Source organism: Streptomyces sp. NPDC127092, from assembly GCF_042722475.1.
GTDB lineage: Bacteria > Actinomycetota > Actinomycetes > Streptomycetales > Streptomycetaceae > Streptomyces.
In genome coordinates, this window is sequence record NZ_JBHXFE010000014.1 from 2,072 (window position 1) to 26,746 (window position 24,675).

The 24,675-nt window shown below is 73.8% G+C and carries 29 protein-coding genes; 6 read left to right on the plus strand and 23 right to left on the minus strand.

The window, feature by feature from the left end:
• Positions 1–158: 158 nt before the first annotated feature.
• The 9 genes from trpA to hisI form a co-directional block, all read right to left on the minus strand.
• Positions 159–980 (minus strand): tryptophan synthase subunit alpha, encoded by an 822-nt coding sequence (gene trpA / locus ACFWJO_RS13925; RefSeq protein WP_386864946.1) that lies wholly within the window; start codon positions 978–980, stop codon positions 159–161.
• Positions 977–2,224 carry a tryptophan synthase subunit beta gene (gene trpB / locus ACFWJO_RS13930; protein ID WP_386864947.1) on the minus strand — a complete coding sequence of 416 codons (1,248 nt, stop codon included), beginning with the start codon at positions 2,222–2,224 and terminating at the stop codon, positions 977–979. Before trpB ends, trpA begins: the two co-directional genes overlap by 4 nt.
• Before the next feature lie 340 nt (positions 2,225–2,564).
• The gene (gene trpM / locus ACFWJO_RS13935; protein ID WP_386864948.1) at positions 2,565–2,843 is read right to left on the minus strand and encodes a tryptophan biosynthesis modulator TrpM; all 279 of its coding nucleotides are present in this window, start codon (positions 2,841–2,843) and stop codon (positions 2,565–2,567) included.
• 7 nt (positions 2,844–2,850) lie between these two features.
• Positions 2,851–3,660 (minus strand): indole-3-glycerol phosphate synthase TrpC, encoded by an 810-nt coding sequence (gene trpC / locus ACFWJO_RS13940; RefSeq protein WP_386864949.1) that lies wholly within the window; start codon positions 3,658–3,660, stop codon positions 2,851–2,853.
• Positions 3,661–3,781: 121 nt separating this feature from the next.
• Positions 3,782–4,255 carry a DUF2752 domain-containing protein gene (locus tag ACFWJO_RS13945; protein ID WP_386865070.1) on the minus strand — a complete coding sequence of 158 codons (474 nt, stop codon included), beginning with the start codon at positions 4,253–4,255 and terminating at the stop codon, positions 3,782–3,784.
• A 109-nt stretch (positions 4,256–4,364) separates the two neighbouring features.
• On the minus strand, positions 4,365–4,625 hold the full coding sequence (locus tag ACFWJO_RS13950) for an HGxxPAAW family protein (RefSeq protein WP_386864950.1): 261 nt from the start codon (positions 4,623–4,625) through the stop codon (positions 4,365–4,367).
• Positions 4,626–4,771: 146 nt separating this feature from the next.
• Positions 4,772–5,428: a TIGR02234 family membrane protein gene (locus ACFWJO_RS13955; RefSeq protein WP_386864951.1), complete on the minus strand. Its 657-nt coding sequence runs from the start codon at positions 5,426–5,428 to the stop codon at positions 4,772–4,774.
• A 25-nt stretch (positions 5,429–5,453) separates the two neighbouring features.
• Positions 5,454–6,947: an anthranilate synthase component I gene (locus ACFWJO_RS13960; RefSeq protein WP_386864952.1), complete on the minus strand. Its 1,494-nt coding sequence runs from the start codon at positions 6,945–6,947 to the stop codon at positions 5,454–5,456.
• An 11-nt stretch (positions 6,948–6,958) separates the two neighbouring features.
• Entirely contained in the window at positions 6,959–7,327 is a 369-nt protein-coding gene (gene hisI, locus ACFWJO_RS13965) for a phosphoribosyl-AMP cyclohydrolase (protein ID WP_384422606.1), read from the minus strand.
• 84 nt (positions 7,328–7,411) lie between these two features.
• Here hisI and ACFWJO_RS13970 point away from each other — a divergent pair, with 84 nt between their 5' ends.
• Positions 7,412–8,047, plus strand: coding sequence for a TIGR03085 family metal-binding protein (locus ACFWJO_RS13970; RefSeq protein ID WP_386864953.1), 636 nt, complete (start codon positions 7,412–7,414; stop codon positions 8,045–8,047).
• Positions 8,048–8,080: 33 nt separating this feature from the next.
• Here ACFWJO_RS13970 and ACFWJO_RS13975 read toward each other — a convergent pair whose 3' ends face one another.
• The 10 genes from ACFWJO_RS13975 to hisD form a co-directional block, all read right to left on the minus strand.
• The gene (locus tag ACFWJO_RS13975) at positions 8,081–9,409 is read right to left on the minus strand and encodes an MFS transporter (RefSeq protein ID WP_386864954.1); all 1,329 of its coding nucleotides are present in this window, start codon (positions 9,407–9,409) and stop codon (positions 8,081–8,083) included.
• A 5-nt stretch (positions 9,410–9,414) separates the two neighbouring features.
• Entirely contained in the window at positions 9,415–10,002 is a 588-nt protein-coding gene (locus ACFWJO_RS13980; RefSeq protein ID WP_386864955.1) for a winged helix-turn-helix domain-containing protein, read from the minus strand.
• A gap of 117 nt (positions 10,003–10,119) precedes the next feature.
• Positions 10,120–10,875 carry an imidazole glycerol phosphate synthase subunit HisF gene (gene hisF, locus ACFWJO_RS13985; protein WP_386864956.1) on the minus strand — a complete coding sequence of 252 codons (756 nt, stop codon included), beginning with the start codon at positions 10,873–10,875 and terminating at the stop codon, positions 10,120–10,122.
• Positions 10,872–11,267 (minus strand): RidA family protein, encoded by a 396-nt coding sequence (locus ACFWJO_RS13990; RefSeq protein ID WP_386864957.1) that lies wholly within the window; start codon positions 11,265–11,267, stop codon positions 10,872–10,874. Before ACFWJO_RS13990 ends, hisF begins: the two co-directional genes overlap by 4 nt.
• Positions 11,264–11,986, minus strand: coding sequence for a bifunctional 1-(5-phosphoribosyl)-5-((5-phosphoribosylamino)methylideneamino)imidazole-4-carboxamide isomerase/phosphoribosylanthranilate isomerase PriA (priA, locus tag ACFWJO_RS13995; protein WP_384422591.1), 723 nt, complete (start codon positions 11,984–11,986; stop codon positions 11,264–11,266). Before priA ends, ACFWJO_RS13990 begins: the two co-directional genes overlap by 4 nt.
• Positions 11,987–12,003: 17 nt before the next feature.
• Entirely contained in the window at positions 12,004–12,651 is a 648-nt protein-coding gene (gene hisH / locus ACFWJO_RS14000) for an imidazole glycerol phosphate synthase subunit HisH (RefSeq protein ID WP_386864958.1), read from the minus strand.
• Positions 12,648–12,812, minus strand: coding sequence for a hypothetical protein (locus ACFWJO_RS14005; protein WP_370411956.1), 165 nt, complete (start codon positions 12,810–12,812; stop codon positions 12,648–12,650). Before ACFWJO_RS14005 ends, hisH begins: the two co-directional genes overlap by 4 nt.
• A gap of 2 nt (positions 12,813–12,814) precedes the next feature.
• Positions 12,815–13,408 (minus strand): imidazoleglycerol-phosphate dehydratase HisB, encoded by a 594-nt coding sequence (gene hisB, locus ACFWJO_RS14010; RefSeq protein WP_030492957.1) that lies wholly within the window; start codon positions 13,406–13,408, stop codon positions 12,815–12,817.
• Positions 13,405–14,535, minus strand: coding sequence for a histidinol-phosphate transaminase (locus tag ACFWJO_RS14015; RefSeq protein WP_386864959.1), 1,131 nt, complete (start codon positions 14,533–14,535; stop codon positions 13,405–13,407). Before ACFWJO_RS14015 ends, hisB begins: the two co-directional genes overlap by 4 nt.
• Positions 14,532–15,875 (minus strand): histidinol dehydrogenase, encoded by a 1,344-nt coding sequence (gene hisD / locus ACFWJO_RS14020; protein ID WP_386864960.1) that lies wholly within the window; start codon positions 15,873–15,875, stop codon positions 14,532–14,534. The genes ACFWJO_RS14015 and hisD overlap by 4 nt, the downstream gene beginning before the upstream one ends.
• 173 nt (positions 15,876–16,048) lie before the next feature.
• Between hisD and ACFWJO_RS14025 the strand changes: the two genes are divergently transcribed.
• The 4 genes from ACFWJO_RS14025 (at position 16,049) to ybaK (ending at position 20,252) form a co-directional block, all read left to right on the plus strand.
• Entirely contained in the window at positions 16,049–17,650 is a 1,602-nt protein-coding gene (locus ACFWJO_RS14025) for an oxidoreductase (RefSeq protein WP_386864961.1), read from the plus strand.
• A 247-nt stretch (positions 17,651–17,897) separates the two neighbouring features.
• Positions 17,898–18,974, plus strand: a complete 1,077-nt coding sequence (locus tag ACFWJO_RS14030; RefSeq protein ID WP_386864962.1) for a hypothetical protein — start codon at positions 17,898–17,900, stop codon at positions 18,972–18,974.
• 5 nt (positions 18,975–18,979) lie between these two features.
• Positions 18,980–19,717, plus strand: a complete 738-nt coding sequence (locus ACFWJO_RS14035; RefSeq protein WP_386864963.1) for an LON peptidase substrate-binding domain-containing protein — start codon at positions 18,980–18,982, stop codon at positions 19,715–19,717.
• 28 nt (positions 19,718–19,745) lie between these two features.
• Entirely contained in the window at positions 19,746–20,252 is a 507-nt protein-coding gene (gene ybaK / locus ACFWJO_RS14040) for a Cys-tRNA(Pro) deacylase (protein WP_386864964.1), read from the plus strand.
• Between the two features lie 37 nt (positions 20,253–20,289).
• Here the strand turns inward: ybaK and ACFWJO_RS14045 are convergent, their stop codons facing one another.
• The 4 genes from ACFWJO_RS14045 to ACFWJO_RS14060 form a co-directional block, all read right to left on the minus strand.
• The gene (locus tag ACFWJO_RS14045) at positions 20,290–20,922 is read right to left on the minus strand and encodes a DUF2567 domain-containing protein (RefSeq protein WP_386864965.1); all 633 of its coding nucleotides are present in this window, start codon (positions 20,920–20,922) and stop codon (positions 20,290–20,292) included.
• A 61-nt stretch (positions 20,923–20,983) separates the two neighbouring features.
• A complete protein-coding gene (locus ACFWJO_RS14050; protein ID WP_386864966.1) occupies positions 20,984–21,811 on the minus strand; it encodes an ABC transporter permease in 828 nt (275 codons plus the stop codon).
• 67 nt (positions 21,812–21,878) lie between these two features.
• Entirely contained in the window at positions 21,879–22,850 is a 972-nt protein-coding gene (locus ACFWJO_RS14055; protein WP_386865071.1) for an ABC transporter ATP-binding protein, read from the minus strand.
• Between the two features lie 20 nt (positions 22,851–22,870).
• A complete protein-coding gene (locus ACFWJO_RS14060) occupies positions 22,871–24,166 on the minus strand; it encodes an NYN domain-containing protein (protein ID WP_386864967.1) in 1,296 nt (431 codons plus the stop codon).
• A 271-nt stretch (positions 24,167–24,437) separates the two neighbouring features.
• Here ACFWJO_RS14060 and ACFWJO_RS14065 point away from each other — a divergent pair, with 271 nt between their 5' ends.
• The gene (locus ACFWJO_RS14065) at positions 24,438–24,611 is read left to right on the plus strand and encodes a hypothetical protein (RefSeq protein ID WP_384422566.1); all 174 of its coding nucleotides are present in this window, start codon (positions 24,438–24,440) and stop codon (positions 24,609–24,611) included.
• Positions 24,612–24,675: the final 64 nt, after the last annotated feature.

Consider the following 24,675-nt stretch of genomic DNA (forward strand, 5'->3'; position numbering starts at 1 on the left):
TATTGCCCTTCTCCTCCCCGTCCTCCCCGCTCTCTCTCTTCTCCTGGACGCCCCCCCGCGCCCCCCTTCCCCCCCCCCGTTCCCTCCCCCCCCCCCCCACAAAAAAAACCGGGGGGCCCACCCGCGTCCCCCCCCGGTCCCGAATCCACCCGTATGGGTTACTTCCTGCGGCGGACTCCCTCGGCGAGTTCGGCCGCCAGTTCCCTTACGGCGCCGAGCGCGGCGGCCTCGTCGCCGCCCGCGTCGAGGATCCGCTTGACGAAGGCGGATCCGACGATGACGCCGTCGGCGAAGCCGGCGACCTCCTCGGCCTGGGTGGCGTTGGAGACGCCGAGGCCCACGCAGACGGGCAGCTCGCTGGTGGCCCGGGTGCGGCGGACCAGGTCGGCGGCCTGTTCGCCGACCGACTCGCGGGTGCCGGTGACGCCCATCAGGGAGGCGGCGTAGACGAAGCCGGAACCGGCCGCGGTGATGGTGGCCAGGCGCTCGTCCTTGCTGCTGGGGGCGACGACGAAGACGGTGGCGAGACCGTGCTTGTCGGCGTGCTCCCGCCACACGGCGGACTCCTGGACCGGCAGGTCGGGCAGGATGCAGCCCGCGCCGCCGGCCGCGGCGAGCTCCTCGGTGAAGCGCTCGATGCCGTACCGGTCGATGGGGTTCCAGTACGTCATCACGAGGACCGGCTTGCCGGTGGCCGCGTGGGCCTCCTTGACCGTGCGCATCACGTCGGCGATCTTCACGCCGCCGCGCAGCGCGATGTCGTCGGCGGTCTGGATGACCGGGCCGTCGAGGACCGGGTCGCTGTGCGGCAGGCCGACCTCGACGACGTCGGCGCCGCCGTCGAAGACCGCCTTGATCGCGGCGATGCCGCCGTCGACGGTCGGGAAGCCGGCCGGCAGGTACGCGATGAGCGCGGCGCGGTTCTCGGCCTTCGCCTTGGCGAGGGTGTCGCTGAGCAGCTGGATGTTGCCGGTCGTCACTGGGAGCCCCCCTCGGCGCCGTTGTCGTAAAGGCCGAAATAGCGAGCGGCGGTGTCCATGTCCTTGTCGCCGCGCCCGGAGAGGTTCACGACGAGCAGCCCGTCCCTGCCGAGCTCCTTGCCGATCTCCAGCGCCCCGGCGAGGGCGTGCGCCGACTCGATGGCCGGGATGATGCCCTCGGTACGGGAGAGCAGGCGCAGCGCCTGCATGGCGGCGTCGTCGGTGACGGCCCGGTACTCGCCGCGGCCGCTGTCCTTGAGGAAGGCGTGCTCGGGGCCGATGCCGGGGTAGTCGAGGCCGGCCGAGATCGAGTACGGCTCGGTGATCTGGCCCTCCTCGTCCTGGAGGACGTAACTCCTGGACCCGTGGAGGATGCCGGGCTCGCCGGCGGTGAGCGTCGCGGCGTGCTCGCCGGTCTCGACGCCGTGGCCGGCCGGCTCGCAGCCGATCAGCCGGACGGAGGAGTCCGGGATGAAGGCGTGGAACAGGCCGATGGCGTTGGATCCGCCGCCGACGCAGGCGACGGCCGCGTCGGGCAGGCGTCCGGCGCGCTCGAGGATCTGCCGGCGGGCCTCGACGCCGATGACGCGGTGGAAGTCCCGGACCATGGCGGGGAAGGGGTGGGGTCCCGCGACGGTGCCGAAGAGGTAGTGGGTGTTGTCGACGTTGGCCACCCAGTCGCGGAACGCCTCGTTGATGGCGTCCTTGAGGGTGCGGCTGCCGGACTTCACGGCGATGACCTCGGCGCCGAGCATGCGCATGCGGGCGACGTTGAGGGCCTGCCGCTGGGTGTCGATCTCGCCCATGTAGATGGTGCAGTCGAGGCCGAACAGGGCGCAGGCGGTGGCGGTGGCGACACCGTGCTGGCCGGCGCCGGTCTCCGCGATGACGCGGGTCTTGCCCATGCGCCGGGTGAGCAGGGCCTGGCCGAGCACGTTGTTGATCTTGTGCGAGCCCGTGTGGTTGAGGTCCTCGCGCTTGAGGAAGACCCGGGCGCCGCCGGCGTGCTCGGCGAACCTCGGGACCTCGGTGAGGGCGGAGGGGCGGCCGGTGTAGTTCACCATCAGGTCGTTGAGCTCGCGCGCGAACTCGGGGTCGTGCTTGGCCTTGTCGTACTCGACGGCGACCTCGTCGACGGCGGCGACGAGGGCCTCCGGGATGAACTTGCCGCCGTAGGCACCGAAGTAGCCCTCGGCGGACGGGACCTGACCCTCCGGGTCGGGAATGAAGAACTCGCTGGACATGCGGTTGCTCCTCGCGGGGCGGATGGGCCCCGATGACGTGCGGTCGGTGGTCACGTTATGCGCGCGTGCCCCTCACGTACGGCAACCCGTCGGGCGTCCGCCCCTCCGTCGTGGGCAGTCGTTCCGCTGGGGGTCCCCCCTGGACGAAGTCCTTGGGGGAGGAACGGGTGAGCACGACGGACGGCGCCCTGGCGGTGCGGGCAGGCACGGAGGCGGAACGCGCCCGCCGAGGGTGCCGTCCCGTGTGCCACCCGTCCCTCCCCCTAGGGCTCCGCCCTGGGGGGACCCCCACAGCGGGACGAATGCCCACACGGGGGCGGCCGGTTCGGGCCGCGAGGTGTCAGGAAACGCGCGCTGAGCGCGGGCGCCATCGCATGCCGTTGACCTGGCCCGGCTCGTCACCGATCACATAACGCACCCGGCGCCCGTGCACACGGCGCGCCGGCGCGCGGCAGCCACGGGGGCGGCAGCCGCGGGCGAGCGGGGCGTGGGCGGGCACGGAGGCGGTACGGAGCAGGGTGCGGCGCCCGGGCGCGGCACCCACCGCCGACGGCGCGCCGACCGCGCCCCGGGCGCCGGGGCCCGGGACGTACGGCGGCGTGTCGTGGCGGAGGGTCATGACCAGGTCAGCCCCTGCCGTGGCGCAGGGCCGGGTGGGCGCCGGCGGCGACCAGGTCGGCGACGGCGGCCTTCGGGTCGCGGCCGGTGACCAGGGACTCGCCGACCAGGACCGCGTCGGCGCCGGCGTTGGCGTACGCGATCAGGTCGTGCGGGCCGCGGACGCCGGACTCGGCGACCTTGACGATGCCGGCCGGGATCTCGGGCCCGACCCGCTCGAAGGTGGAGCGGTCGACCTTGAGGGTCTTGAGGTTGCGGGCGTTGACGCCGATGATGCGGGCGCCCGCGTCGACGGCCCGCTCGACCTCTTCCTCGTCGTGGACCTCGACCAGCGGGGTCAGACCGATGGACTGGGCCCGCTCGATGAGGGAGACCAGCGCCTCCTGCTCCAGGGCGGCGACGATCAGCAGCGCGAGGTCCGCGCCGTACGCCCGGGCCTCCCACAGCTGGTAGGCGGTGACGATGAAGTCCTTGCGCAGGACGGGGATGTCGACCCTGGCGCGGACCGCCTCCAGGTCCGCGAGCGAGCCTCCGAAGCGGCGCTGCTCGGTGAGGACGGAGATGACGGCGGCGCCACCCGCCTCGTAGTCGGCGGCGAGACCGGCCGGGTCGGCGATGGCGGCGAGCGCGCCCTTGGACGGGCTGGAGCGCTTGACCTCGCAGATCACCTTGACGCCGTCACCGCGCAGCGCGGCGACACCGTCCTTGGCCTGCGGAGCCTTTGCGGCGCGCTCCTTGAGCTCGTCGAGGGAGACCCGCGCCTGCCGCTCTGCGAGGTCGGCGCGCACGCCTTCGATGATCTCGTCGAGCACACTCACGCGAGAGGCCCCCTTCCGGGATTCGATGAACACGGTTCAGCCACGTCGATGGTATCCGCAGGTGGGCCGCTGACCCGCATCGGTCGGCGTCGCGTCCCATCTGCTGGGACTTCGGGCGGGTTCACGGGGCGAGCGCGGAGCCGAAGGGAAGGTTCCGGACGAGCGTGAACAGGGCGAGGACACCGCCGACGCCCCACCACAGGACCGGGGAGACCGCCACGCGCATGGGGAGCCCGCGGACGGCACGAACCAGCCAGAGCGCCATGACGACGGCGAAGACGCCGTAGCCGACGACGGCGAGGGCGTTCGAGCCGAGGGCGGCGCCCAGGTCGCCGTGGACGAAGGCGTGGGCGCTGCGCAGTCCGCCGCAGCCGGGGCAGTAGACGCCGGTGAAGCGCAGCAGCGGGCAGACGGGGTAGTGGCCGGGTTCGTTGGGGTCGACGGTCCCGACGTACGCGAAGGCTGCGGCGACCGCGGCGAGCGTGCCCAGCGGCGCGAGGAGCCGCCGGGCGAGCGGCCGCGGCGGCGGGGGCGGGAACGGGGGCGGCGCGTACGGGCCGTACGCGCCGTGGCCGGTGTGCTCGGGCTCGGTCACGGCTCCCGCCGTGGGGTTCGGGTCCACGCGGTGATTCTCGCCCGTACGGCACGAAGGCGCAGCCCCGCCTCGCGGGACTGCGCCTTCGTGGTGAACCGGGGCCGGGTGATCAGGCGCCGGCCCGCTCGAGCGCGCTGCGCGTGGCGGCCTCGCGGGCGGCCACGACGGCGGCGGACTCCTTCGGCATGCCCATGCCCGCGATCTTCATCGCGCCGCCGACGACACCGCCGAGGAGGATGACACCGATGCCGGCCCAGAAACCGGGCACGTTGGCGGCCACCATGAAGACTCCGGCGATGCAGAAGCCGATGAAGGAGATGATGACACCGGTCCAGGCGGCCGGGGTGTGTCCGTGGGCGCTGCCCGCCATGAGTTGCTCCTCGTTGGTGTTGCTCGGTGGTGACGCCTCATTCTTCCGTACATGCGGGCGCCGTGATGCATCGGGGTGCCCGAACGATCACGCGTCGCGGTCACGTCGTGGTCACGTCGCCGTCACCGTACCGGGAGGAAGCCGGCTCAGCCTCCGTGCGTCGGGTCCTCGCCGCGGTCGAGGGCCTTCCAGAGGTCCTCGGGGCGGTCCGGGTCCACGGGCGCGGGGCGGCGGGCGGCGCGGGGGGCGCCGGAGCGCTCGTAGCGGCCGCCCATGGCGGGCCACGACTTGCCGAAGCGCAGGGCGAAGAGCCCGGCGGCCAGGATGAGGACGGCGCCGGCCGCGGTGACGTACGGCCAGACGGTGTGGCTGAGGCCGCCCACGGCGGCGGCCGTGTTGCCGCTGATCCTGGCGGCCTCGGCGTTCAGCGCGGAGCTGTCGGAGGCGCCGAGGACGGCGGCGAGGGCCGCTCCGGCGCCGCTCAGGGCGAGCAGCGCGGCGACCATGGTGCGGCCGGTGCGGCGGACCGCGAAGACGGCGACGAGGGCGGCGAGGCCGACGATCGCGAGGGCGGTCGGCACGCCGGTGACGGCTCCGCCGTCGGCCTCGACGGGCACGGTGCCGCCGCCGACGGCCGCGGTGCCCTCGGCCCAGATCTGGCCCGCGGAGAGCAGTACGACGGTGGCTCCGAGGGCGCCGAGCAGCAGGGCCGCGGCCAGGCTGCGGCGGGCGCCGGAGGAGGCGGCGCCGCCCGGTCGGGCGGCTCGGGGCTGGGGTACGGGTACAGCACTCACGTACCCCACTATCCCCTACCGGCGCACCGCTCGTTCATCCGGTCGTGTGCATCCGGTTCGCCGTGTGGACGGCGCGGAGCACCGCGGCGGCCTTGTTGCGGCACTCGTTGTCCTCGGCGACCGGGTCGGAGTCGGCGACGACACCCGCTCCGGCCTGCACGTACGCGGTGCCGTCGCGCAGCAGCGCGGTGCGGATGGCGATGGCGGTGTCGGAGTCGCCGGCGAAGTCGAGGTAGCCGACGCATCCGCCGTAGAGGCCGCGGCGCGAGGGCTCCAGTTCCTCGATGATCTGCATGGCGCGGGGCTTCGGCGCGCCGGAGAGGGTGCCGGCCGGGAAGCAGGCGGTGAGGACGTCGAAGGCCGTCTTCCCCTCGGCGACCTTGCCCGTCACCGTCGAGACGATGTGCATGACGTGCGAGTAGCGCTCGATCGACATGAAGTCGACGACCTCGACGGAGCCGGGTTCGCAGACCCGGCCGAGGTCGTTGCGGCCGAGGTCGACGAGCATGAGGTGCTCGGCCCGCTCCTTGGGGTCGGCGAGCAGTTCCTCGGCGAGGTCGTGGTCCTCCTGCGGCGTGGCGCCGCGGTGCCGGGTGCCGGCGATGGGGTGGAGCATGGCGTGCCCGTCCTCGACCTTGACCAGGGCCTCGGGCGAGGAGCCGACGACGTCGAAGCCGTTCTCGAAGCGGAAGAGGTACATGTACGGGGACGGGTTGGTGGCCCGGAGCACCCGGTAGACGTCCAGGGCGGAGGCGGAGCAGGGAGTCTCGAAGCGCTGGGAGGGCACGACCTGGAAGGCCTCGCCCGCCCGGATGCGCTCCTTGATGTCCTCGACGGCGTCCTGGTAGGCGGGGCCGCCCCAGAGGGCCGTGTACTCGGGGAGGGCGGACTCCGGCAGGGCGGCGGGGGTGGTGGCGACGGGGCGGGCCAGGTCGGCCTCCATCGCGTCGAGGCGGGCGACGGCTCCCGCGTACGCCTCGTCGACGCCGGTGTCCAGGTCGTTGTGGTTGATCGCGTTGGCGATCAGCAGCACCGTGCCGTCCCAGTGGTCGAGGACGGCGAGGTCGCTGGTGAGCAGCATGGTGAGCTCGGGCAGCTTCAGGTCGTCGCGGCCGTGCTCGCCGATGCGCTCCAGGCGGCGGACGATGTCGTAGCCGAGGTAGCCGACCATGCCGCCGGTGAACGGCGGCATGCCGGACGCGAGGTCCCGCGGGGTGTGCAGGGTCTCGACGGTGGCGCGCAGGGCGGCCAGCGGGTCGCCGTCGACGGGGACGCCGACGGGCGGCGTACCGAGCCAGTGGGCCTCGCCGTCCTTCACCGTCAGCGTGGCGTCGCTGCGGACGCCGATGAAGGAGTAGCGGGACCAGCTGCGGCCGTTCTCCGCGGATTCGAGGAGGAAGGTGCCGGGGCGTTCGGCGGCGAGCTTGCGGTAGAGCCCGACCGGGGTGTCGCCGTCCGCGAGGAGCCTACGGCTGACGGGGATGACGCGGCGGTCGGCCGCCAGCTTGCGGAAGGTCTCGAGATCCATGGCGCCAGACCCTACTCGGCCGCGAGGAGGACGTCGGCGTCGAAGCAGGTGCGGGCGCCGGTGTGGCAGGCGGCGCCGACCTGGTCGACCTTGACGAGGAGGGTGTCGGCGTCGCAGTCGAGGGCGACGGACCTGACGTGCTGGACGTGGCCCGACGTGTCGCCCTTGACCCAGTACTCCTGGCGGCTGCGGGACCAGTAGGTGGCGCGGCCGGTGGTGAGGGTGCGGTGCAGGGCCTCGTCGTCCATCCAGCCGAGCATGAGCACCTCGCCGGTGTCGTACTGCTGGGCGATGGCGGGGACCAGTCCGTCGGGGCTGCGCTTGAGGCGGGCGGCGACGGCCGGGTCGAGGTCGCTCGGGGTGCGGGGCGTGGTGCTCATGGCGCCATTGTGCCGTGACCGGGGGTGCCGTCCGGCGGTGCGTCCACTGGGCGGACCGGCGGCCGCGGTCGTACGCTGGCGGGCATGTCGACCCATGCCAAGCGTGAACGGCTTCTGCTCGCGGACCTGTTGGAGGCGGCCGGCCCGGACGCCCCGACGCTGTGCGAGGGCTGGCGGACCAGGGACCTGGCGGCGCACGTGGTGGTGCGGGAGCGCCGCCCGGACGCGGCGGCGGGTTCGCTCGTCCCGGCGCTGAAGAGCCGGCTGGACCGGGTGACGGCGGAGTTCGCCGAGAAGCCGTACGAGGAGCTGGTCCAGCTCATTCGTACGGGGCCGCCCCGGCTGTCCCCGTTCACCGTCAAGCAGGTGGACGAGGCCGCGAACGTGGTCGAGTTCTACGTGCACGCGGAGGACGTGCGCCGGGCGCAGCCGGACTGGTCGCCGCGGGAGCTGGACCCGGTCTTCGCGGACACCCTGTGGTCCCGGCTGGAGAAGTCGGCGCGGCTGGTGGGCCGCAAGGCCCCGGTGGGTCTGGTGCTGCGCCGCCCGGACGGGCGGACGGTGGTGGCGCGCCGCGGCACCCCGGTCGTGACGGTGTCCGGAGAGCCGGGCGAGCTCCTCATGTTCCTGTTCGGGCGGCAGGACGCGGCGAAGGTGGCGCTGGACGGCGAGCAGCAGGCCGTGGACCGGCTGCACGAGACGAAACAGCTGGGGATCTGAGCCGGGGCTAGGCCCTGATCCGCCGGACAGGCCCTAGTCCGGCAGTTCGGCGCGGCGCAGCGCCGGGACGGCGAGGCCGTAGACCCCGCTGAGGGCGCAGACGGCGGCGCTCGCGACGAAGACCGGCCCGGTGCCCCACAGGCCGATGGCCGCGCCGGTGAGCGGGAAGCTCAGCGGGGCGATGCCGAGGCTGCCGAGCGCGGCGACGGCGCTCACCCGGCCCAGGTAGGCGGGGTCGCACTCGGTCTGGATGACGGCGTTGCACAGGACGCCGGAGAGTCCGGCGAGCAGGCCGACGGACAGCGCGACGAGGACGGCGGCGGGCAGCCGGGGCACGTGGGCGAGCGCCGCGATCGAGCCGGCTCCGGCGACCATGGTCAGGCCCTGGACGAGACCGGCCCGGGGCACCCGGCCCCTGACGGTCAGGAGCAGGGAGGCGGCGCCCGCGCCCGTGCCGAAGCCGGCGACGATCCAGCCGATGCCGGGGGCGCCCCAGCCGCGCTGCTCGGAGAGGATCGCGAGGCCGACGTTGAGCGGGCCGACGAAGCCGAGGTCGCTGAGCAGGACCACGATCATCGCGGGGCCGAGCACCTGGTGGCCGCGGAGGTAGCGCAGGCCGTCGGCGAGGTCACGCAGGGCGGTGCCCGCGCGCGGGGCGGCGGAGTCCTCGCCAGGCAGCGTGCGCAGCCTCAGCGTCCAGAGCAGCGGCAGGGAGAGGGCGAAGAGCGCTCCGGCGAGGGCGAAGGCACCCGCGGAGCCGCTGACGGCGACGGCGAGGCCGCCGAGCGGGCCGCCGAGGACGGCACCGAGGCGGTGGGCGATGCCGCGCATGCCCTGGACCCGGGCGAGCTGGTCGCGCTCGGCGATGCGGGGCGGGAGGGCGCCGACCGCCGGGAGGAAGAGGGCGTCCACGGTGCCGAAGACGAGGGCGACGGCGGCGAGGATCCACAGGCCGGGCGAGACGAGGAGGAGGACGGCGGCGAGGCCGAGCGTGACGGCGCAGCGGACGGTGTCGGAGACGAGGACGACGCGGCGCGGGCCGAGCCGGTCGGCGACCACTCCCCCGACGAGCATCAGCAGGGCGCGGGGCACGGCGGAGACGGCGGTGACGAGACCGGCCTGTGCGGGGGTGCCGCTGCTGACGGCGGCCCAGGAGAGGGAGAGGTAGAAGACGCTGTCGCCGAGCGTGGAGGCGGTGAAGGCGCCGAGCCAGCGCAGGACCTGGGGATCGCGGTGGGCGGGGCGGGCGGGGCGGGCGGCGGGCGCCCGGACGGCGGCGGGCGGGGTCGCGAGTCCGGCCTCGGTGCCGGTGTGGGCGTGGGTGTCGGTGCCGGTCTCGGGCTTGGTGCCGGTTTCGGGCATCGCGGTCAGCCCCGGTACGGGAAGCCGTGGAGGTGGACGGCGACGTTCTCGCGGCCCTCGGTGTCGCCGGCGGCCTCGGCGGCGCGGGCGGCCTGGTCGTACTTCCTGAGGACGGCTTCCAGCTCCTCGCCGAGCGCGGCGAGTTCGGCGGCGGTGAGGCGGGGCAGCCACTCCGAGCTGATGGACGCGGTGCGCCACTCCTGCGGCCAGGTGTGCCGCTCGTCGAGGAAGCGGCGGTGCATCTCGATGCGCTGTTCGCTGACGGTACGGCCGAAGGCGGCGCTCGCGGCGGCGAGTTCGGGGGCGGCGGTGACGTCCTCCTCGTGGATGCTGAACCCGTACGAGCTGGGCTGCCACCAGCGCTCGCGGCCGTCGGCGGACTGTGCCCCGGCCTCCTCGATGAGGCCGTGCTCGGCGAGCTTGCGCAGGTGGTAGCTGACGAGCGAGACCGCCTCGTCCACCTGGTCGGCGAGCTGCGAGGCGGTGGCGGTGCGGGCGACGAAGAGGGCGCGGTAGAGGCGCATGCGCAGCGGGTGCGCGATGGCCTTGAGGGTGCCGGCGTCGGTGATCCTGCGGTTCTCCTGCGAGGTCATGCCCCTGACCGTAGATACGAAAGAAATCTTGCGCAATGGAAATTGCACAAATAATCCTGTGCATCCGGGGACGAAGAAGGGCCCCCGTAGGGGCCCTTCGACGAAGCGGAACGCGGCTCAGCGGACCTCGTGGCCCGCTTCCCGCAGCGCCTGCTTGACCTCGCCGATCCGCAGGTCGCCGAAGTGGAAGACGGAGGCCGCGAGCACCGCGTCCGCGCCGGCCGCGATGGCCGGCGGGAAGTCGGACAGCTTGCCCGCACCGCCCGAGGCGATCACCGGCACGGTCACGTGCTTGCGCACGGCCGCGATCATCTCGGTGTCGTAGCCGTCCTTCGTGCCGTCCGCGTCCATCGAGTTGAGCAGGATCTCCCCCGCGCCGAGCTCGGCGGCCCGGTGCGCCCACTCGACGGCGTCGATGCCGGTGCCCTTGCGGCCGCCGTGCGTCGTCACCTCGAAGGAGCCGGAGGCCGTACGCCGGGCGTCCACCGACAGGACCAGCACCTGGCGGCCGAAGCGCTCGGCGATCTCCTGGATCAGCTCGGGGCGCGCGATGGCGGCCGTGTTCACGCCCACCTTGTCCGCACCGGCCCGCAGCAGCTTGTCGACGTCCTCCGCCGAGCGCACGCCACCGCCCACGGTGAGCGGGATGAAGACCTGTTCGGCGGTGCGGCGCACCACGTCGTAGGTGGTCTCCCGGTTGCCGGAGGAGGCCGTGATGTCGAGGAAGGTCAGCTCGTCGGCGCCCTCGGCGTCGTACAGCTTGGCCATCTCGACGGGATCGCCCGCGTCGCGCAGGTTCTGGAAGTTGACTCCCTTGACGACCCGGCCGTTGTCCACGTCCAGGCAGGGGATCACGCGTACGGCGAGGCTCATGACGACGCTCCTCGGTAGGCCTCGAGCTCGACTTCGACGAGGACGCGGGGGTCGACGAAGCCCTCGACGACCATCAGGGTCGTCACGGGGCGCACGTCGCCGAAGACCTCCTGGTGGGCGCGGCCCACGGCGTCGACGTCCCGGGCATGGGTCAGCAGCATCCGGGTCCGGATCACCGCCTCCGGTCCGAGCCCGAACTCGGCGATGGCCTCGAGGGCGGTGCCGAAGGCCACCTTGGCCTGCTCGTAGGGGTCACCCTCGCCGTACAGCACCGTGCCCTTGAAGGACGTGGTGCCGCCGACGACCACGCGGTCACCCGCGGCGACGGCCCGGGAGAAGCCGAAGACGTCCTCCCAGGGGCTGCCGCTCCGCACGCGTTCGACGCCGGTCATACGGACGCCACCGCCTCCAGGGCCTCCTCGAGGGTGAAGGCCTTCGCGTAGAGCGCCTTGCCGACGATCGCGCCCTCGACGCCCAGCGGCACGAGCCCGGCGAGGGCCCGCAGGTCGTCCAGGGAGGACACGCCTCCGGAGGCCACGACGGGCTTGTCGGTGGCCGCGCAGACGTTCCGCAGCAGCTCCAGGTTCGGGCCCTGCAGCGTGCCGTCCTTGGCGATGTCGGTGACGACGTAGCGGGCGCAGCCCTCGGAGTCGAGGCGGGCCAGCGTCTCGTAGAGGTCGCCGCCGTCGCGGGTCCAGCCGCGGCCCTTCAGGGTGGTGCCGCGCACGTCCAGACCGACGGCGATCTTGTCACCGTGCTCGGCGATGACCTTGGCGACCCACTCGGGCGTCTCCAGGGCGGCGGTGCCCAGGTTCACCCGGGTGCAGCCGGTGGCGAGGGCCGCGGCGAGCGAGGCGTCGTCGCGGATGCCACCCGAGAGCTCGACCTTGATGTCCATCGCTTCGGCCACCTGGCGGACCAGCTCGCGGTTGTCACCGGTGCCGAAGGCGGCGTCCAGGTCGACCAGGTGCAGCCACTCGGCGCCGGAGCGCTGCCAGGCGAGGGCGGCCTCCAGCGGGGAGCCGTAGGAGGTCTCGGTGCCGGACTCGCCGTGCACGAGGCGGACCGCCTGGCCGTCGCGGACGTCGACGGCGGGGAGGAGTTCGAGCACGTTTGCAGTCGACGCTGTCACAGGGTTCCGATCCAGTTGGTGAGGAGCTGGGCGCCGGCGTCGCCGGACTTCTCGGGGTGGAACTGGGTGGCCCACAGGGCACCGTTCTCGACGGCGGCGACGAACGGCTCGCCGTGGGTGGCCCAGGTGACCTTCGGCACGCGCATGTTCGGGTTGCCGATCTCCAGGGTCCAGTCGCGCACCGCGTAGGAGTGCACGAAGTAGAACCGGGCGTCGGCGTCCAGGCCCGCGAACAGCTCGCTGTCGGCGGGCGCGTCGACCGTGTTCCAGCCCATGTGGGGCACGACGGGCGCGTCGAGCGGCTCGACGGTGCCGGGCCACTCGTCGAGGCCCTCGGTCTCGACGCCGTGCTCGATGCCGCGGGCGAAGAGGATCTGCATGCCGACGCAGATGCCCATGACGGGCCGGCCGCCGGACAGCCGGCGCCCGACGATCCAGTCGCCGCGGGCCTCCTTGAGGCCCTGCATGCAGGCGGAGAAGGCGCCGACGCCCGGGACGAGGAGTCCGTCGGCGTTCATCGCCTTCTCGTAGTCGCGGGTGATCTCGACGTCCGCGCCGACCCGGGCGAGCGCCCGCTCGGCGGAGCGCACGTTGCCGAAGCCGTAGTCGAAGACGACGACCTTCTTGGGAGCGCCCGCCGTCATGACCACACGTCCAGACGCAGGACGCCGGCCGACAGGCACATCACGGCGCCGATGGAGAGCAGCACGATGAGGCCCTTGGGCATCTGCTGCTTGACGAAGGAGTAGATGCCGCCGAGCAGGAAGAGCCCGACGACGATGAGGACGGTGGAGAGGCCGTTCACGGTTACAGGGCGCCCTTCGTCGACGGGAGGATGCCGGCGGCGCGCGGGTCGCGCTCGGAGGCGTAGCGCAGGGCGCGGGCGAGGGCCTTGAACTGGCACTCGACGATGTGGTGCGCGTTGCGCCCGTACGGGACGTGGACGTGCAGCGCGATCTGCGCCTGGGCGACGAAGGACTCCAGGATGTGCCGGGTCATCGTGGTGTCGTAGGAGCCGATCATCGGCGCCATGTTCTCGGGCTCGGTGTGCACCAGGTAGGGGCGGCCGGAGAGGTCGACGGTGACCTGGGCGAGCGACTCGTCCAGCGGGACGGTGCAGTTGCCGAAGCGGTAGATGCCGACCTTGTCGCCGAGGGCCTGCTTGAAGGCGGCGCCCAGCGCGAGGGCGGTGTCCTCGATGGTGTGGTGCGAGTCGATGTGGAGGTCGCCGTCGGTCTTCACGGTCAGGTCGAAGAGACCGTGCCGGCCGAGCTGGTCGAGCATGTGGTCGTAGAAGCCGACCCCGGTCGACACGTCGACCTTTCCGGTGCCGTCGAGGTCGATCTCGACGACGACGGACGTCTCCTTGGTGGTGCGCTCAACGCGGCCTACGCGGCTCATGCGTTCTGCTCCTTCTTCAGCTCACGAACCGCGTCGAGGAACGCGTCGTTCTCTTCGGGGGTGCCGGCGGTGACCCGCAGCCAGCCCGGTACGCCGTTGTCCCGGACCAGGACGCCCCGGTCGAGGATCTTCCGCCAGGCCTCGTGGGAGCCCTCGGCTCCGTCGAAGCGGCCGAACTGGACGAAGTTGGCGTCGGACTCGGTGACCTCGTAGCCGATGGCGCGCAGCTCGGCGACCAGGCGGTCGCGCTCGGCCTTGAGCTGCTCGACGTACCCGAGGAGGGTGTCGGTGTGCTCCAGGGCGGCGAGCGCGGTGGCCTGGGTGACGGCGGAGAGGTGGTAGGGCAGGCGGACCAGCTGGACGGCGTCGACCACGGCGGGGTGGGCGGCGAGATAGCCCAGACGCAGTCCGGCGGCGCCGAAGGCCTTGGACATGGTCCGGGAGATCACCAGGTTCGGGCGGCCCTCGATCAGGGGCAGCAGCGAGTCCCGGTGGCTGAACTCCACGTACGCCTCGTCGACGACCACCAGGGACGGCCTGGCGGCCTGGGCGGCCTCGTACAGGGCGAGGACGGTCCCGGCCTCGACGGCGGTGCCCGTGGGGTTGTTGGGCGAGGTGACGAAGACGACGTCCGGCGCGTTCTCGGCGATGGCCTGCTCGGCCGCCGCGAGATCGATGGTGAAGTCCTCGTTGCGCGGGCCCGAGATCCAGCCGGTGCCGGTGCCGCGGGCGATCAGGGCGTGCATCGAGTACGAGGGCTCGAAGCCGATCGCGGTGCGGCCGGGCCCGCCGAAGGTCTGCAGCAGCTGCTGGAGGACCTCGTTGGAGCCGTTGGCGGCCCACACGTTCTCCCGGGCGACCTCGTACCCGGTGGTGCGGGTGAGGTAGCGGGCGAGCTCGGTGCGCAGCTCGACGGCGTCCCGGTCGGGGTAGCGGTTGAGGCCGCGGGCGGCCTCGGCGACCCGTTCCGCGATCCGGGCCACCAGAGGCTCGGGCAGCGGGTACGGGTTCTCGTTGGTGTTCAGCTGGACGGGCACGTCGAGCTGGGGCGCGCCGTAGGGCGACTTGCCCTTCAGCTCGTCACGGATCGGAAGGTCGTCGATCCCGATGGTCTTGCGCTGGGTCACTTGCTCTCGGGAACCTTCCATCCGAACCGTGCCTTGATCGCGGCGCCGTGCGCGGGCAGGTCCTCCGCCTCGGCGAGGGTCACCACGTGGTGGGCGACCTCGGCGAGGGCGTCGCGCGTGTAGTCCACGATGTGGACGCCGCGCAGGAAGGACTGCACGGACAGGCCGGAGGAGTGGCAGGCGCAGCCGCCGGTGGGCAGCACGTGGTTGGAGCCCGCGCAGTAGTCGCCGAGGGAGACCGGCGCCCAGGGGCCGACGAAGATCGCGCCCGCGTTGCGGACCCGGTCGGCGACGGCGGCGGCGTCGGCGGTCTGGATCTCCAGGTGCTCGGCGCCGTAGGCGTCGACGACCTTGAGGCCGTCGGCGAGGTCCTTGACGAGGACGATCGCGGACTGCTTTCCGGCCAGTGCCGGGGCGATCCGGTCGTCGACGTGCTTGGAGGCGGCGACCTGGGTCTTCAGCTCGGCCTCGGTGGCCTCGGCCAGCTCCTCGGAGTCGGTGACGAGGACGGAGGCGGCCATCGGGTCGTGCTCGGCCTGGCTGATCAGGTCGGCGGCGACGTGGACCGGGTCGGCGGTGGAGTCCGCGAGGATCGCGATCTCGGTCGGTCCGGCCTCGGCGTCGATGCCGATGCGGCCCTTGAGGAGGCGCTTGGCGGCGGCGACGTAGATGTTGCCGGGGCCGGTCACCAGGTTGACGGGGGCGCAGCCGGGCTCGCCGGCGGTGTCCTCCGTGCCGTACGCGAACATGGCGATCGCCTGGGCGCCGCCGGCGGCGTAGACCTCGTCGACGCCGAGGAGGGCGCAGGCGGCGAGGATCGTCGGGTGCGGCAGCCCGCCGAACTCCTTCTGTGGGGGCGAGGCGACGGCGAGGCCCTCGACGCCGGCCTCCTGGGCCGGGACGACGTTCATCACGACGGAGGACGGGTAGACGGCGCGGCCGCCCGGCACGTACAGGCCGACGCGCTCGACGGGGATCCACTTCTCGGTGACGGTGCCGCCGGGCACGACCTGGGTGGTGTGGGTGGTGCGGCGCTGCTCGCGGTGGACGAGGCGGGCGCGGCGGATGGACTCCTCGAGGGCCGCGCGGACGGCGGGGTCGAGCTCGTCGAGGGCGCGGGTGATCGCCTCCGCGGGCACGCGCAGGCTGGGGACACGGACGCCGTCGAATTTCTCCCCGTAGTCGATCACGGCCGCCGCGCCATGATGCCGGACGTCCTCGCAGATCGGCCGCACCTTCTCCAGGGCGGCTTCCACGTCGAACTCGGCACGGGGCAGCAGGTCACGCAGGGCGGAACCCTCGGGGAGGGCCTCGCCGCGCAGATCGATTCGAGAGATCACGGGTCAATTCTCTCAGACGGCCCACGGCGCCGGACGCCCGTATCACTGGCTGATACAGGCCACTCTGGCGTCTTGTCGCCACTCCTGACCGTTAGCGTTCAGTCCGTCACTCAGCGGGAAGAACGGCTGTACGAATCCGGGGAAGCGGAATCGTGGGAAGCGAGGGGGCGGCAGTGACCGAGCCGCGCGAGGACGACGGGATGCCCGAGGGCCTGACCCGGCCGGAGCGGGCCATGTGGAGGGCGTTCCGGGTGGGCGGGACCTGTGACCTGAGGGAGGGGGTCGCCGAGCGGGACGATCCGTTCGCGCTGCGGACGGCGTGGGGGCCGGAGCGCAGCGTCCGGGCGGAGATCGTGGCGCTGCTGCTGCTCGACGGGCCGCCGGCCGTGTCCGGGCGGGTCGCGGCGCTGAAGCTGCGCGGGGCACGGATCACCGGGGTGCTGTATCTCGCGGGCGGCACGATAGGGCCGTACGTGGAGCTGCACGGCTGCCGTTTCGACGGCGAGGTGGTGCTTCCCGAGGCCCGCTTCGGGACGCTGCGGATGGTGGAGTGCGCGATACCGCGCCTGGAGGCGGCGCGGCTGCACACCGAGGGCGACCTCCATCTGCCGCGCTGCCGGGTCGAGCGGGGCATCCGGCTGACGGACGCGCAGATCGGCACGGACCTGCTGATCAACCAGATCCGGGTGTGGCCGGACCGCCGCGGCCGGGCGATCACGGCGGACGGCATGGTGGTGGCGCAGGACCTCCAGGCCGAGCTGATCGAGACGTACGGCGAGGTGAGCCTGCGCGGCGCGAAGGTCGGCGTGTCGCTGAGCCTGCGGGGCAGCGTGCTGCGCGGCGCCCAGCAGCGCCGCGCGCTGAACGCGCCGCAGCTGACGGTGGAGCGCACGCTCTACCTGAACGCGGCCTGGGTCTACGAGACCTCGGGGCACGCGACGGCCACCCCGCCCTACGGGGTGACGCCGGCGCAGGGTGCGCGGCGCAAACCGGTCGAGTGCCACGGCGGGGTGCGGCTGGACGACGGCCGCTTCGGCGACTCGGTCGACCTGCACTACGCCCGGTTCGTGCTCGACGGCTCGCGCCGGGAGGAGCTGTCGCTGCGCCGGATCGTCACCCCGGAGCTGCGCTTCAACGGGGAGCGCCCCGAGGAGGGCCGGGTGGTGCTCAACGGGGCGAAGGTGGTGACGCTCATCGACCTGGCCGGCAGCTGGCCGGGCCCGGGCGGGCTCGCGATGGGCGGGTTCGTCTACGAGAACCTGGTGCCGTACGGGCACTTCCCGCTGGCCCGGCGCCTGGAGTGGGTCGCGGCGGCCACGCCGGAGTACGCGCCGGAGCCGTACGAGCGCCTGGCGACGGTGCTGCGCAACAGCGGGGAGGACGCCGACGCCCGTGAGGTGCTGCTCGCCAAGCAGCGGCGGCGCCGGGAGACGCTGCCGGTGGCCGGGAAGCTGTGGGGCTGGGTCCAGGACCTGACGGTGGCGTACGGCTACCGGCCCGGCCGGGCGGCGCTGTGGATGGCCGTCCTGTGGGCGGCGGGCACGGTGGCCTTCTCGCGTTACGACGCGGTGCCGCTGAAGCCGGGCGAGTCGCCGCACTGGAACGCCACGCTGTACGCGCTCGACCTGCTGCTTCCGGTGATCGACCTGGGGCAGGTGGGCTACTGGCGGCTGGAGGGCTTCTGGCAGTGGGCGTCCACGGCGCTGATCCTGCTGGGCTGGGTGCTCGCCACGACGGTGGCCGCGGGAGCGTCCCGGCTGCTGCGCAGGGGCTGACGGCGGCGGGGGTTGTCAGCCGCGGGGGCTGGCGGACGCGCGGACTGACGGCCGCAGGGGCTGCGGGCCGCGCGGGGGCTGAAGGCTTCCGGTTGTGCGGACGGCTTCCGGTTGTGCGGACGGGGGGTGGTGCGAGCACCGATTCGCCCCTTTCTTTACGCTGTCTTGACCCCCGTCAGCACAACCTTCCCGCCGCCACCAAAGCTTCACAGTCCCCCACTGGCGCGGCTCTCACCTGCGGTTTTCAATGTTTCGCACCATGTCACTCCTCCGCGCCCTGATCGGCACCACCCGCATGGTCCGGCACGCCCCGCGGCTCGCCGCCGCCCTCGCGCCGGACGACGACGTGCTGCTCGACGCGCCGGACGGGCGGCTCGCCCCGGCGCTGGTCGCCGCCGCCCTCGCCGACCCGGAGCCGGCGGCCAAGCTGCTCGCCACCACGCGGGACGCCGCCGAGTGGGAGGACCGGGACCGCTACGTCACGCGCCTGAGCGCCTTCGCGTACCGCAGGGACGGCTGGCTCGAGCACTGGCTGTCGACCGCGCCGCGCGACCCGGACGCCCTGCTCGTCAAGGCGCAGCTGGCGGTCCGCCGTGCCTGGGGGTCGCCGGCCAGGGCCGAGCGGCTGCGCGAGCTCGGGCCGCTGATCGAGGCGGCGGCCGAGGCCGCGCCGCGCGACCCGGTGCCGTGGCGGCTGGCCCTGGACCACGCGCGCGGCACCCACGCCGGGCACACGGTCTTCGAGACGCTGTGGGAGCAGGCCGTGCGCCGTGCCCCGCACCACTACGCCAGCCACGTGGCCGCGCTGAAGTACCTGTCGGCGCAGTGGTACGGCTCGCACCGCGAGTGCTTCGACTTCGCCGAGCAGGCCGCGGAGGACGCGCTGCCGGGCTCGCTGGCGCAGGCGCTGCCGGTGCGGGCGGCGTTCGCCCAGCTGCTCGCGGGGCCCGGGCGCGAGCACGGCGTGCCGGCCGACCGGATCGACGCGGCGGCCGACCGGGCCCTCGCGCTGTCGGCGGAGTACCCCGCGGGCGACCTGTGGCCGGCCGAGGTGCGCAACCTCCTGGTGCACGTCCTGGTGGAGCGCGGCCGCTGGCACGACGCCCTGGCGGAGTTCGGCCGGATCGGGCCGCAGGCCACCACGTTCCCGTGGACGCTGGTCGCCGAGGACCCGCTGCGCGGCTTCCTGGACGCACGCGCCCTCACCGTCCGGGAGGTGGCCCGCCGCACTCCGCTGGGCGCCGCCGCCGGACGGCCGCCGGAGGTCCTTCCGGCGGTTGCGGGACGGGCCGACGGGGGCGGACCCGGCGGCCATTACGCTTGACCGCTGTGACCACCGCCCGCCTGCCTCTCTTCCCGCTGAACACGGTGCTGTTCCCGGGACTCGTGCTGCCGCTGAACGTCTTCGAGGAGCGTTATCGCGCCATGATGCGCGAGCTGCTCCGCACGGACGAGTCCGAGCCGCGGCGCTTCGCCGTCGTGGCGATCCGCGACGGCCGTGAGGTCGCGCCGACGGCGCCGGGCCTGCCGGACCAGACGGCGCTGCCGGAGAAGGGCCCCGCGGCCGGTTTCGGCCCGGACCCGATCCAGGCCTTCCACCGGGTCGGCTGTGTGGCCGACGCGGCGTCGATCCGGCAGCGCGCCGACGGCGGCTTCGAGGTCATGGTCACCGGGACCGTCCGCGTGAAGCTGCTCTCCGTCGACGCGAGCGGCCCCTTCCTCACCGCGGAGGTCGAGGAGATCCCCGAGGAGCGGGGCGAGGACGCGGACGCGCTGGCCGAGGGCGTGCTGCGGGCCTTCCGCTCGTACCAGAAGCGGCTCGCGGGCGCCCGGGAGCGCTCGATGACGACGAGCGAGCTGCCGGACGACCCCTCGGTCGTGTCGTACCTGGTCGCCGCGGCGGCCGTGCTCGACATCCCGGCCAAGCAGCGGCTGCTCCAGGCGCCGGACACGGCGACCCGGCTGCGCGAGGAACTGACCCTGCTCCGCTCGGAGACGGCGGTGCTGCGCCACCTCCCCTCGCTCCCGGCGGTGGAGCTGACCCGCGCACCGACCAGCCCGAACTGAGCGAAGCACCGAACCAGGAGGGTTCTGCGTGGCGAAGAAGCAGAAGAAGAACGGCGGGAGCGGCGGCGGGACCCCGGCCACGGTCGCGCTGACGGCCGCGGGCACGCCGTACACGCTGCACGCGTACGACCACGACCCGGCGACGGCCTCGTACGGCGAGGAGGCCGCCGAGGCGCTGGGCGTCTCCCCGGACCGGGTGTTCAAGACGCTGGTCGCGGACGTGGACGGCGAGCTGACGGTCGCCGTCGTCCCGGTCGCCGGGCAGCTCGACCTGAAGGCGCTGGCCTCGGCGGTCGGCGGCAAGCGGGCGGCGATGGCGGACCCGGCGGCGGCCGAGCGCACCACCGGCTACGTGCGCGGCGGCATCTCGCCGCTCGGCCAGCGCAAGCGGCTGCGCACGGTCCTGGACGACTCGGCGTCCGGCCACGAGACGATCTGCATCTCGGCGGGCCGCCGTGGCCTGGAGGTCGAACTGGCCCCGCAGGACCTGGCGGCCCTCACGGACGCGGTCCTGGCGCCCATCGGCCGCGGCTGACGCGGGAACGCCGGCCGCGGCACCACCCGCCCGGCGCTCAGCCCTGCGGCGGCGTGGGCGTCGGCGGCCAGGGCCCGTCCTCGGGCTCCGGGTCGCGCGGTCCGAACAGGGCGGTGAGGGCGAGGTGGACGATCATCGCGGCGATCGGCCAGGCCAGCATCGCCGCGGCGCCCATCTTGAGCTCCAGCGGCGCCTCGAAGAGGACGTCGGGGCCGACCGCCTTGGCGTGGGCGACGACGTTGCGCTCCGGGCCGAGCCAGACGCCCACGCCCCAGCCGAGGAGCGAGCCGAGGACGCCGCCGGCCGCGAGGCCGAGGACGAGCGCGACGCCGCCGTGCCGGTGGATCAGGAAGACCAGGGCGGCGGCGAGGACGCCGAAGCCGAGGGCGATCAGGACGAACGTCCCGTCCATGCCGATGGCGGACTCGCCCTCGCTGTTCTTGAGGTAGACCGCCTTGCCGTCGGAGAACAGCGTGACCCGCGGCGCCAGCCACAGCCACAGCAGACCGAGCAGCGCCCCGGCCACCACGGACGCGGCGACCACCACGGCGGACTGCCGCAGCTCGGCCGCCGTGTTCGGGGCGCCGCCCGATGCGGGCGGCACCGGGTCGGGCGCGGGCCAGGCGGAGTCGTGCGGCGGCTGGTGCGGCGGAGTCAGAGGTGCGGTCACGACGCCATCGTGCCAGGTACGGCTGTGCGCCGCCTCAGCGGACCGGGGCCCGCGACGCCCCTCAGCGGACCGCGGCCCTCCGGTAGGCCCAGGTGGCGACCGCGAGCGAGACGACGCCCACCGCCCCGCACACGGCGAGGTCGAGGCAGACGGCCGTCCAGTCCGGGTGGGTGTCGAAGGTGCGGGCCAGGGCCTCCACGCCGTACGTGGAGGGCAGCAGGTCCCGTGCCCAGCCGATCGGGGCGGGCAGGCGCTCGGCGGGCAGCACGCCGAGCAGCAGCGCCGCCGACATGCCGAGCTGGCCGAGCAGGGTGGCGAGCTCCTGGCGCGGGGCGAGCAGGCCGAGCGCCGCGCCGAGGCCGGCGAGCGCGGCCCCGGACAGCGGCACCACCGCCGCCAGGATCCACAGATGGCCGAGCGGAAGCCCGAAGAGCACCGAGCCGGCGACCGCGGTCACCACCGTCCCGGGCACGGTGAAGGAGGCGTACGCGCCGGCGGCGCCGAGCACCACGGCCGCGGGCGGCACGGGCAGCGTCGCGTAGTGGTCGAGCCCGCCGCTCGCGCGCAGCTGCCCGAAGTACTGGGCGAGCAGGTTGAGGGCCACGAAGGCGACGACGAGCACGGCGGAGCCGGCGACCACGGCGCGGGCCTCCGAGCCGCCGTCGACGACGCCCCGCATCAGGACCATGATCCCGATCGACTGGAAGGTCGCCACGAAGAGCAGCGGGATCCGGGCGACCCGGGCGCGCGAGAGCTGGGCACGGTAGACCGCGCCGAGCGCGGGCAGCAGCCGGGCGCGCGGGGCGAGCGGGGCCGCGTCCGGCTCCTCGTCGCGGGCCCGGCCGACGGGCACGCCGGCCGTGAGGGCCTCGGCGGGCAGGGTGCTCAACTCGTCCAGCTCCTGACGGTCGACTCGTACGCGTACGGGTCCGTGACGCGGTGCGTCCTGGGGTGCGTCATGCCTTCACCAGTCCCCGGGTCTCGCCGCCGAGCGCCAGGTACACGTCCTCCAGGCTGGGTGTCGCCAGGGTGAAGTCGTCCAGGGCCGCGAAGGCCGCCCCGCCGGTCACCGCGGCGACCGCCGCACGCGCCTCGTCGGGGGCGAGCCGGAGCACCCAGCGGCGGCCGGACTCCTGGGCGGAGGTGCGCAGCGCGGCGACCTCGGGGACGTCCAGCGGGGCGTGCTCGCGCCAGACCAGCTCGACCCGTACCTCGCCCGCGACCCTCTCCTTGAGTCCGGCGGGGGTGTCGCAGGCGATGACGCGGCCGCGGTCGAGGACGGCGACCCGGTCGAGGACGGTCTCGGCCTCGATGACGTTGTGGGTGACGAGCAGGACGGTGGTGCCGTGGTCGGCGCGCCGCCGGTCGACGGCGGCCCAGACGGCCCGGCGGGCGACCGGGTCCATGCCGGTGGTGGGTTCGTCGAGGACGAGCACGGGCCGCTCGCCGACGAGGGCGGCGGCGACGCAGGCGAGCCGGCGCTGGCCGCCGGAGAGCTTCTTCAGGGGCCGGCCGGCGAGCTCGCCGAGGCCCAGCTCGTCGAGGACGGCGTCGCGCGCGGCGCGGGCCTCGCGGGTGCCGAGGCCGCGCAGCCGGCCGGTGGTCTCGGCGGCGAGGGCGACGGTCAGCTCGTCGAGGGCCGTGGACTCCTGGCCGAGGTAGGCGAGGAGCCGGGCGGCCCGCTCGGGGTGGCGGACCAGGTCGTGGCCGAGCATCCGGACGGTGCCGGAGTCGGGGCGCATGAGGCCGGTGAGCTGGCGGACGAGCGTGGACTTGCCGGCGCCGTTGGGGCCGAGCAGGCCGAAGATCTCGCCGCCGCGCACATCGAGGCTGATCCCGTCGGTGGCCCGTACCTCGGGGGTCGCGGGCGTGCCGCGTCTGCCGCGTGTGGCGGGGTACGTCTTCACCAGGTCCCGCACCGCGCACACCGTACTCACAAGGGATGAGCCTACGGGGTCCCCCGGCTCTCCTCGGGCGCGGGGGCGTGCTGCGCGGCGGCGTGGACGTCGATCTCGCGCCAGAAGCCGGCCCGGATCGCGTAGCGGTCGTGCTCGTCGATCTGGTCGTCCTTGTGGGCGAGCAGACCGAAGCGGGCGGCGTAGCGGAGGAGTTCGCCGTCGATGCGGTGCGGGATGCGCGGGTACATGGTGGCGAGCTTGGGGACGTGGCCGGGCTCGGGGAGCCGGTCGAGCCAGCGGCGGGCGAAGACCTGGCCGACCTCGTAGGGGTCGCCGCCGACGGTGGTGATGTCCTCCTCGCGGTCGGCCCAGCGCTGCTCGGCGCTGGTGAGCTGGGCGAGGGTGGGCAGGGACGCCGTCTCGGCGGGTTCGCCGAGGGACGGGGTGGGGCGGTCGATCCAGCCCTTGTCGGAGGACCAGCGCAGGGTGGCGCCGTGCGCGCTCGGCGCGGCCGGCGCGGTGGGGCCGCGCAGTGCGGCGAGGTCCTTGGGGGTGGGGACGTTCCTGGCGGTGGCGGGCGCCGGGACGCCGGCACCGTTGACCGCCGCGCCCGCGGGTGCCGGGTCGGGGTCCGGGGTGTCGGCGGGAGCGGCGGGCGCGGACGTGGCGGAGCCGTTGTGCGCGGCCGCGGCGGCCCGTTCGGCGGAGGCGGCGAGGGCGGACTCGGGCAGCGGCGCGGAGAGGATCGCGGCGATCTCCGGGCGGGGCGCGGGCGGAGGGGCGCACAGTCCGGTGAGGTCCCTGGCGCGGACGGCGCGGGTGATCCAGGCGCGGTCGAGGACGCGCCGCTCGTCGGCCTCGGCGACCAGGTCCTCGGACTGGTTGTAGTCGCCGTCGGCGGCCTGGACGGCCCACAGGTGGACGGCGACGCCGTGTTCCTTGGCGGACATCAGGCCGGGCAGCAGGTCGCCGTCGCCGGTGACGAGGACGATGTCGGAGCAGGCGCGGTTGCGGGAGAGCTCGGTGAGCTCGGTGTGCATGGCCGCGTCGACGCCCTTCTGGGCCCAGCGGCCGTCGCTGCGGGTCAGGGCGCCCAGCCGGACGGTGACGCGGGGCATGACGCGCAGCCGGCGGTGCTCGGGCTGCGGCACCCGGTCGGGTGCGCCGTCGAACCAGTAGATCCGCAGCAGCGGCTGCTGGGTGTCGGCCTCGGCGCGTTCGCGCAGCTGCTGGACGAGTGCGGCGTGGTCGACGGTGATCCGCGAGCGGGCCGGTTCGCCGGCGAGGAGGCTGGCGGCGGCGCCAAGGAGGTAGCCGGCATCCACCAGGACGACGCATCGGTCCACGTGTTCCACCCTCTTTCGGAAAGCGCTTCGGGAAGCTTCGGGAAGCCCTGCGGGAACCTCGGGATCGGAAGTGCTCCGGGTTCCTCCGAGTCTGCCCGACCGCGGTGGGGTTGACGTCCGGAACTGGATCATCGGCGTGGCGGATCTCACGTGGGGGTGCCCGGAAGACGGCGTTTACCGTCCGTAATGATCCAAAATGCGGCGCTTCCTGCCGTGTGTGAGTCTGACAGCGGCCCTGGCCCCCACACCCCTTTGAGGAGGCATCATCACCATGGCCAAGAACCGGAAGCAGGACCGCAGTCAGCAGCGCGGCTCGCAGGCCGAGCGCGGTGCGCAGCAGGCCCAGCAGTCTTCGATGGAGTCCCAGGCCGAGCAGCGCGCCGCCCAGGTCACCCCGGGCGACATGGCCCGCAAGGGCCGGCAGAAGCGTTTCGGCCACAACTGACGCGCCGACGGCGGACAAGCCGGAGGCACGAGCCGACGGCAAAGGGGCGCGCCCGTGACGACGG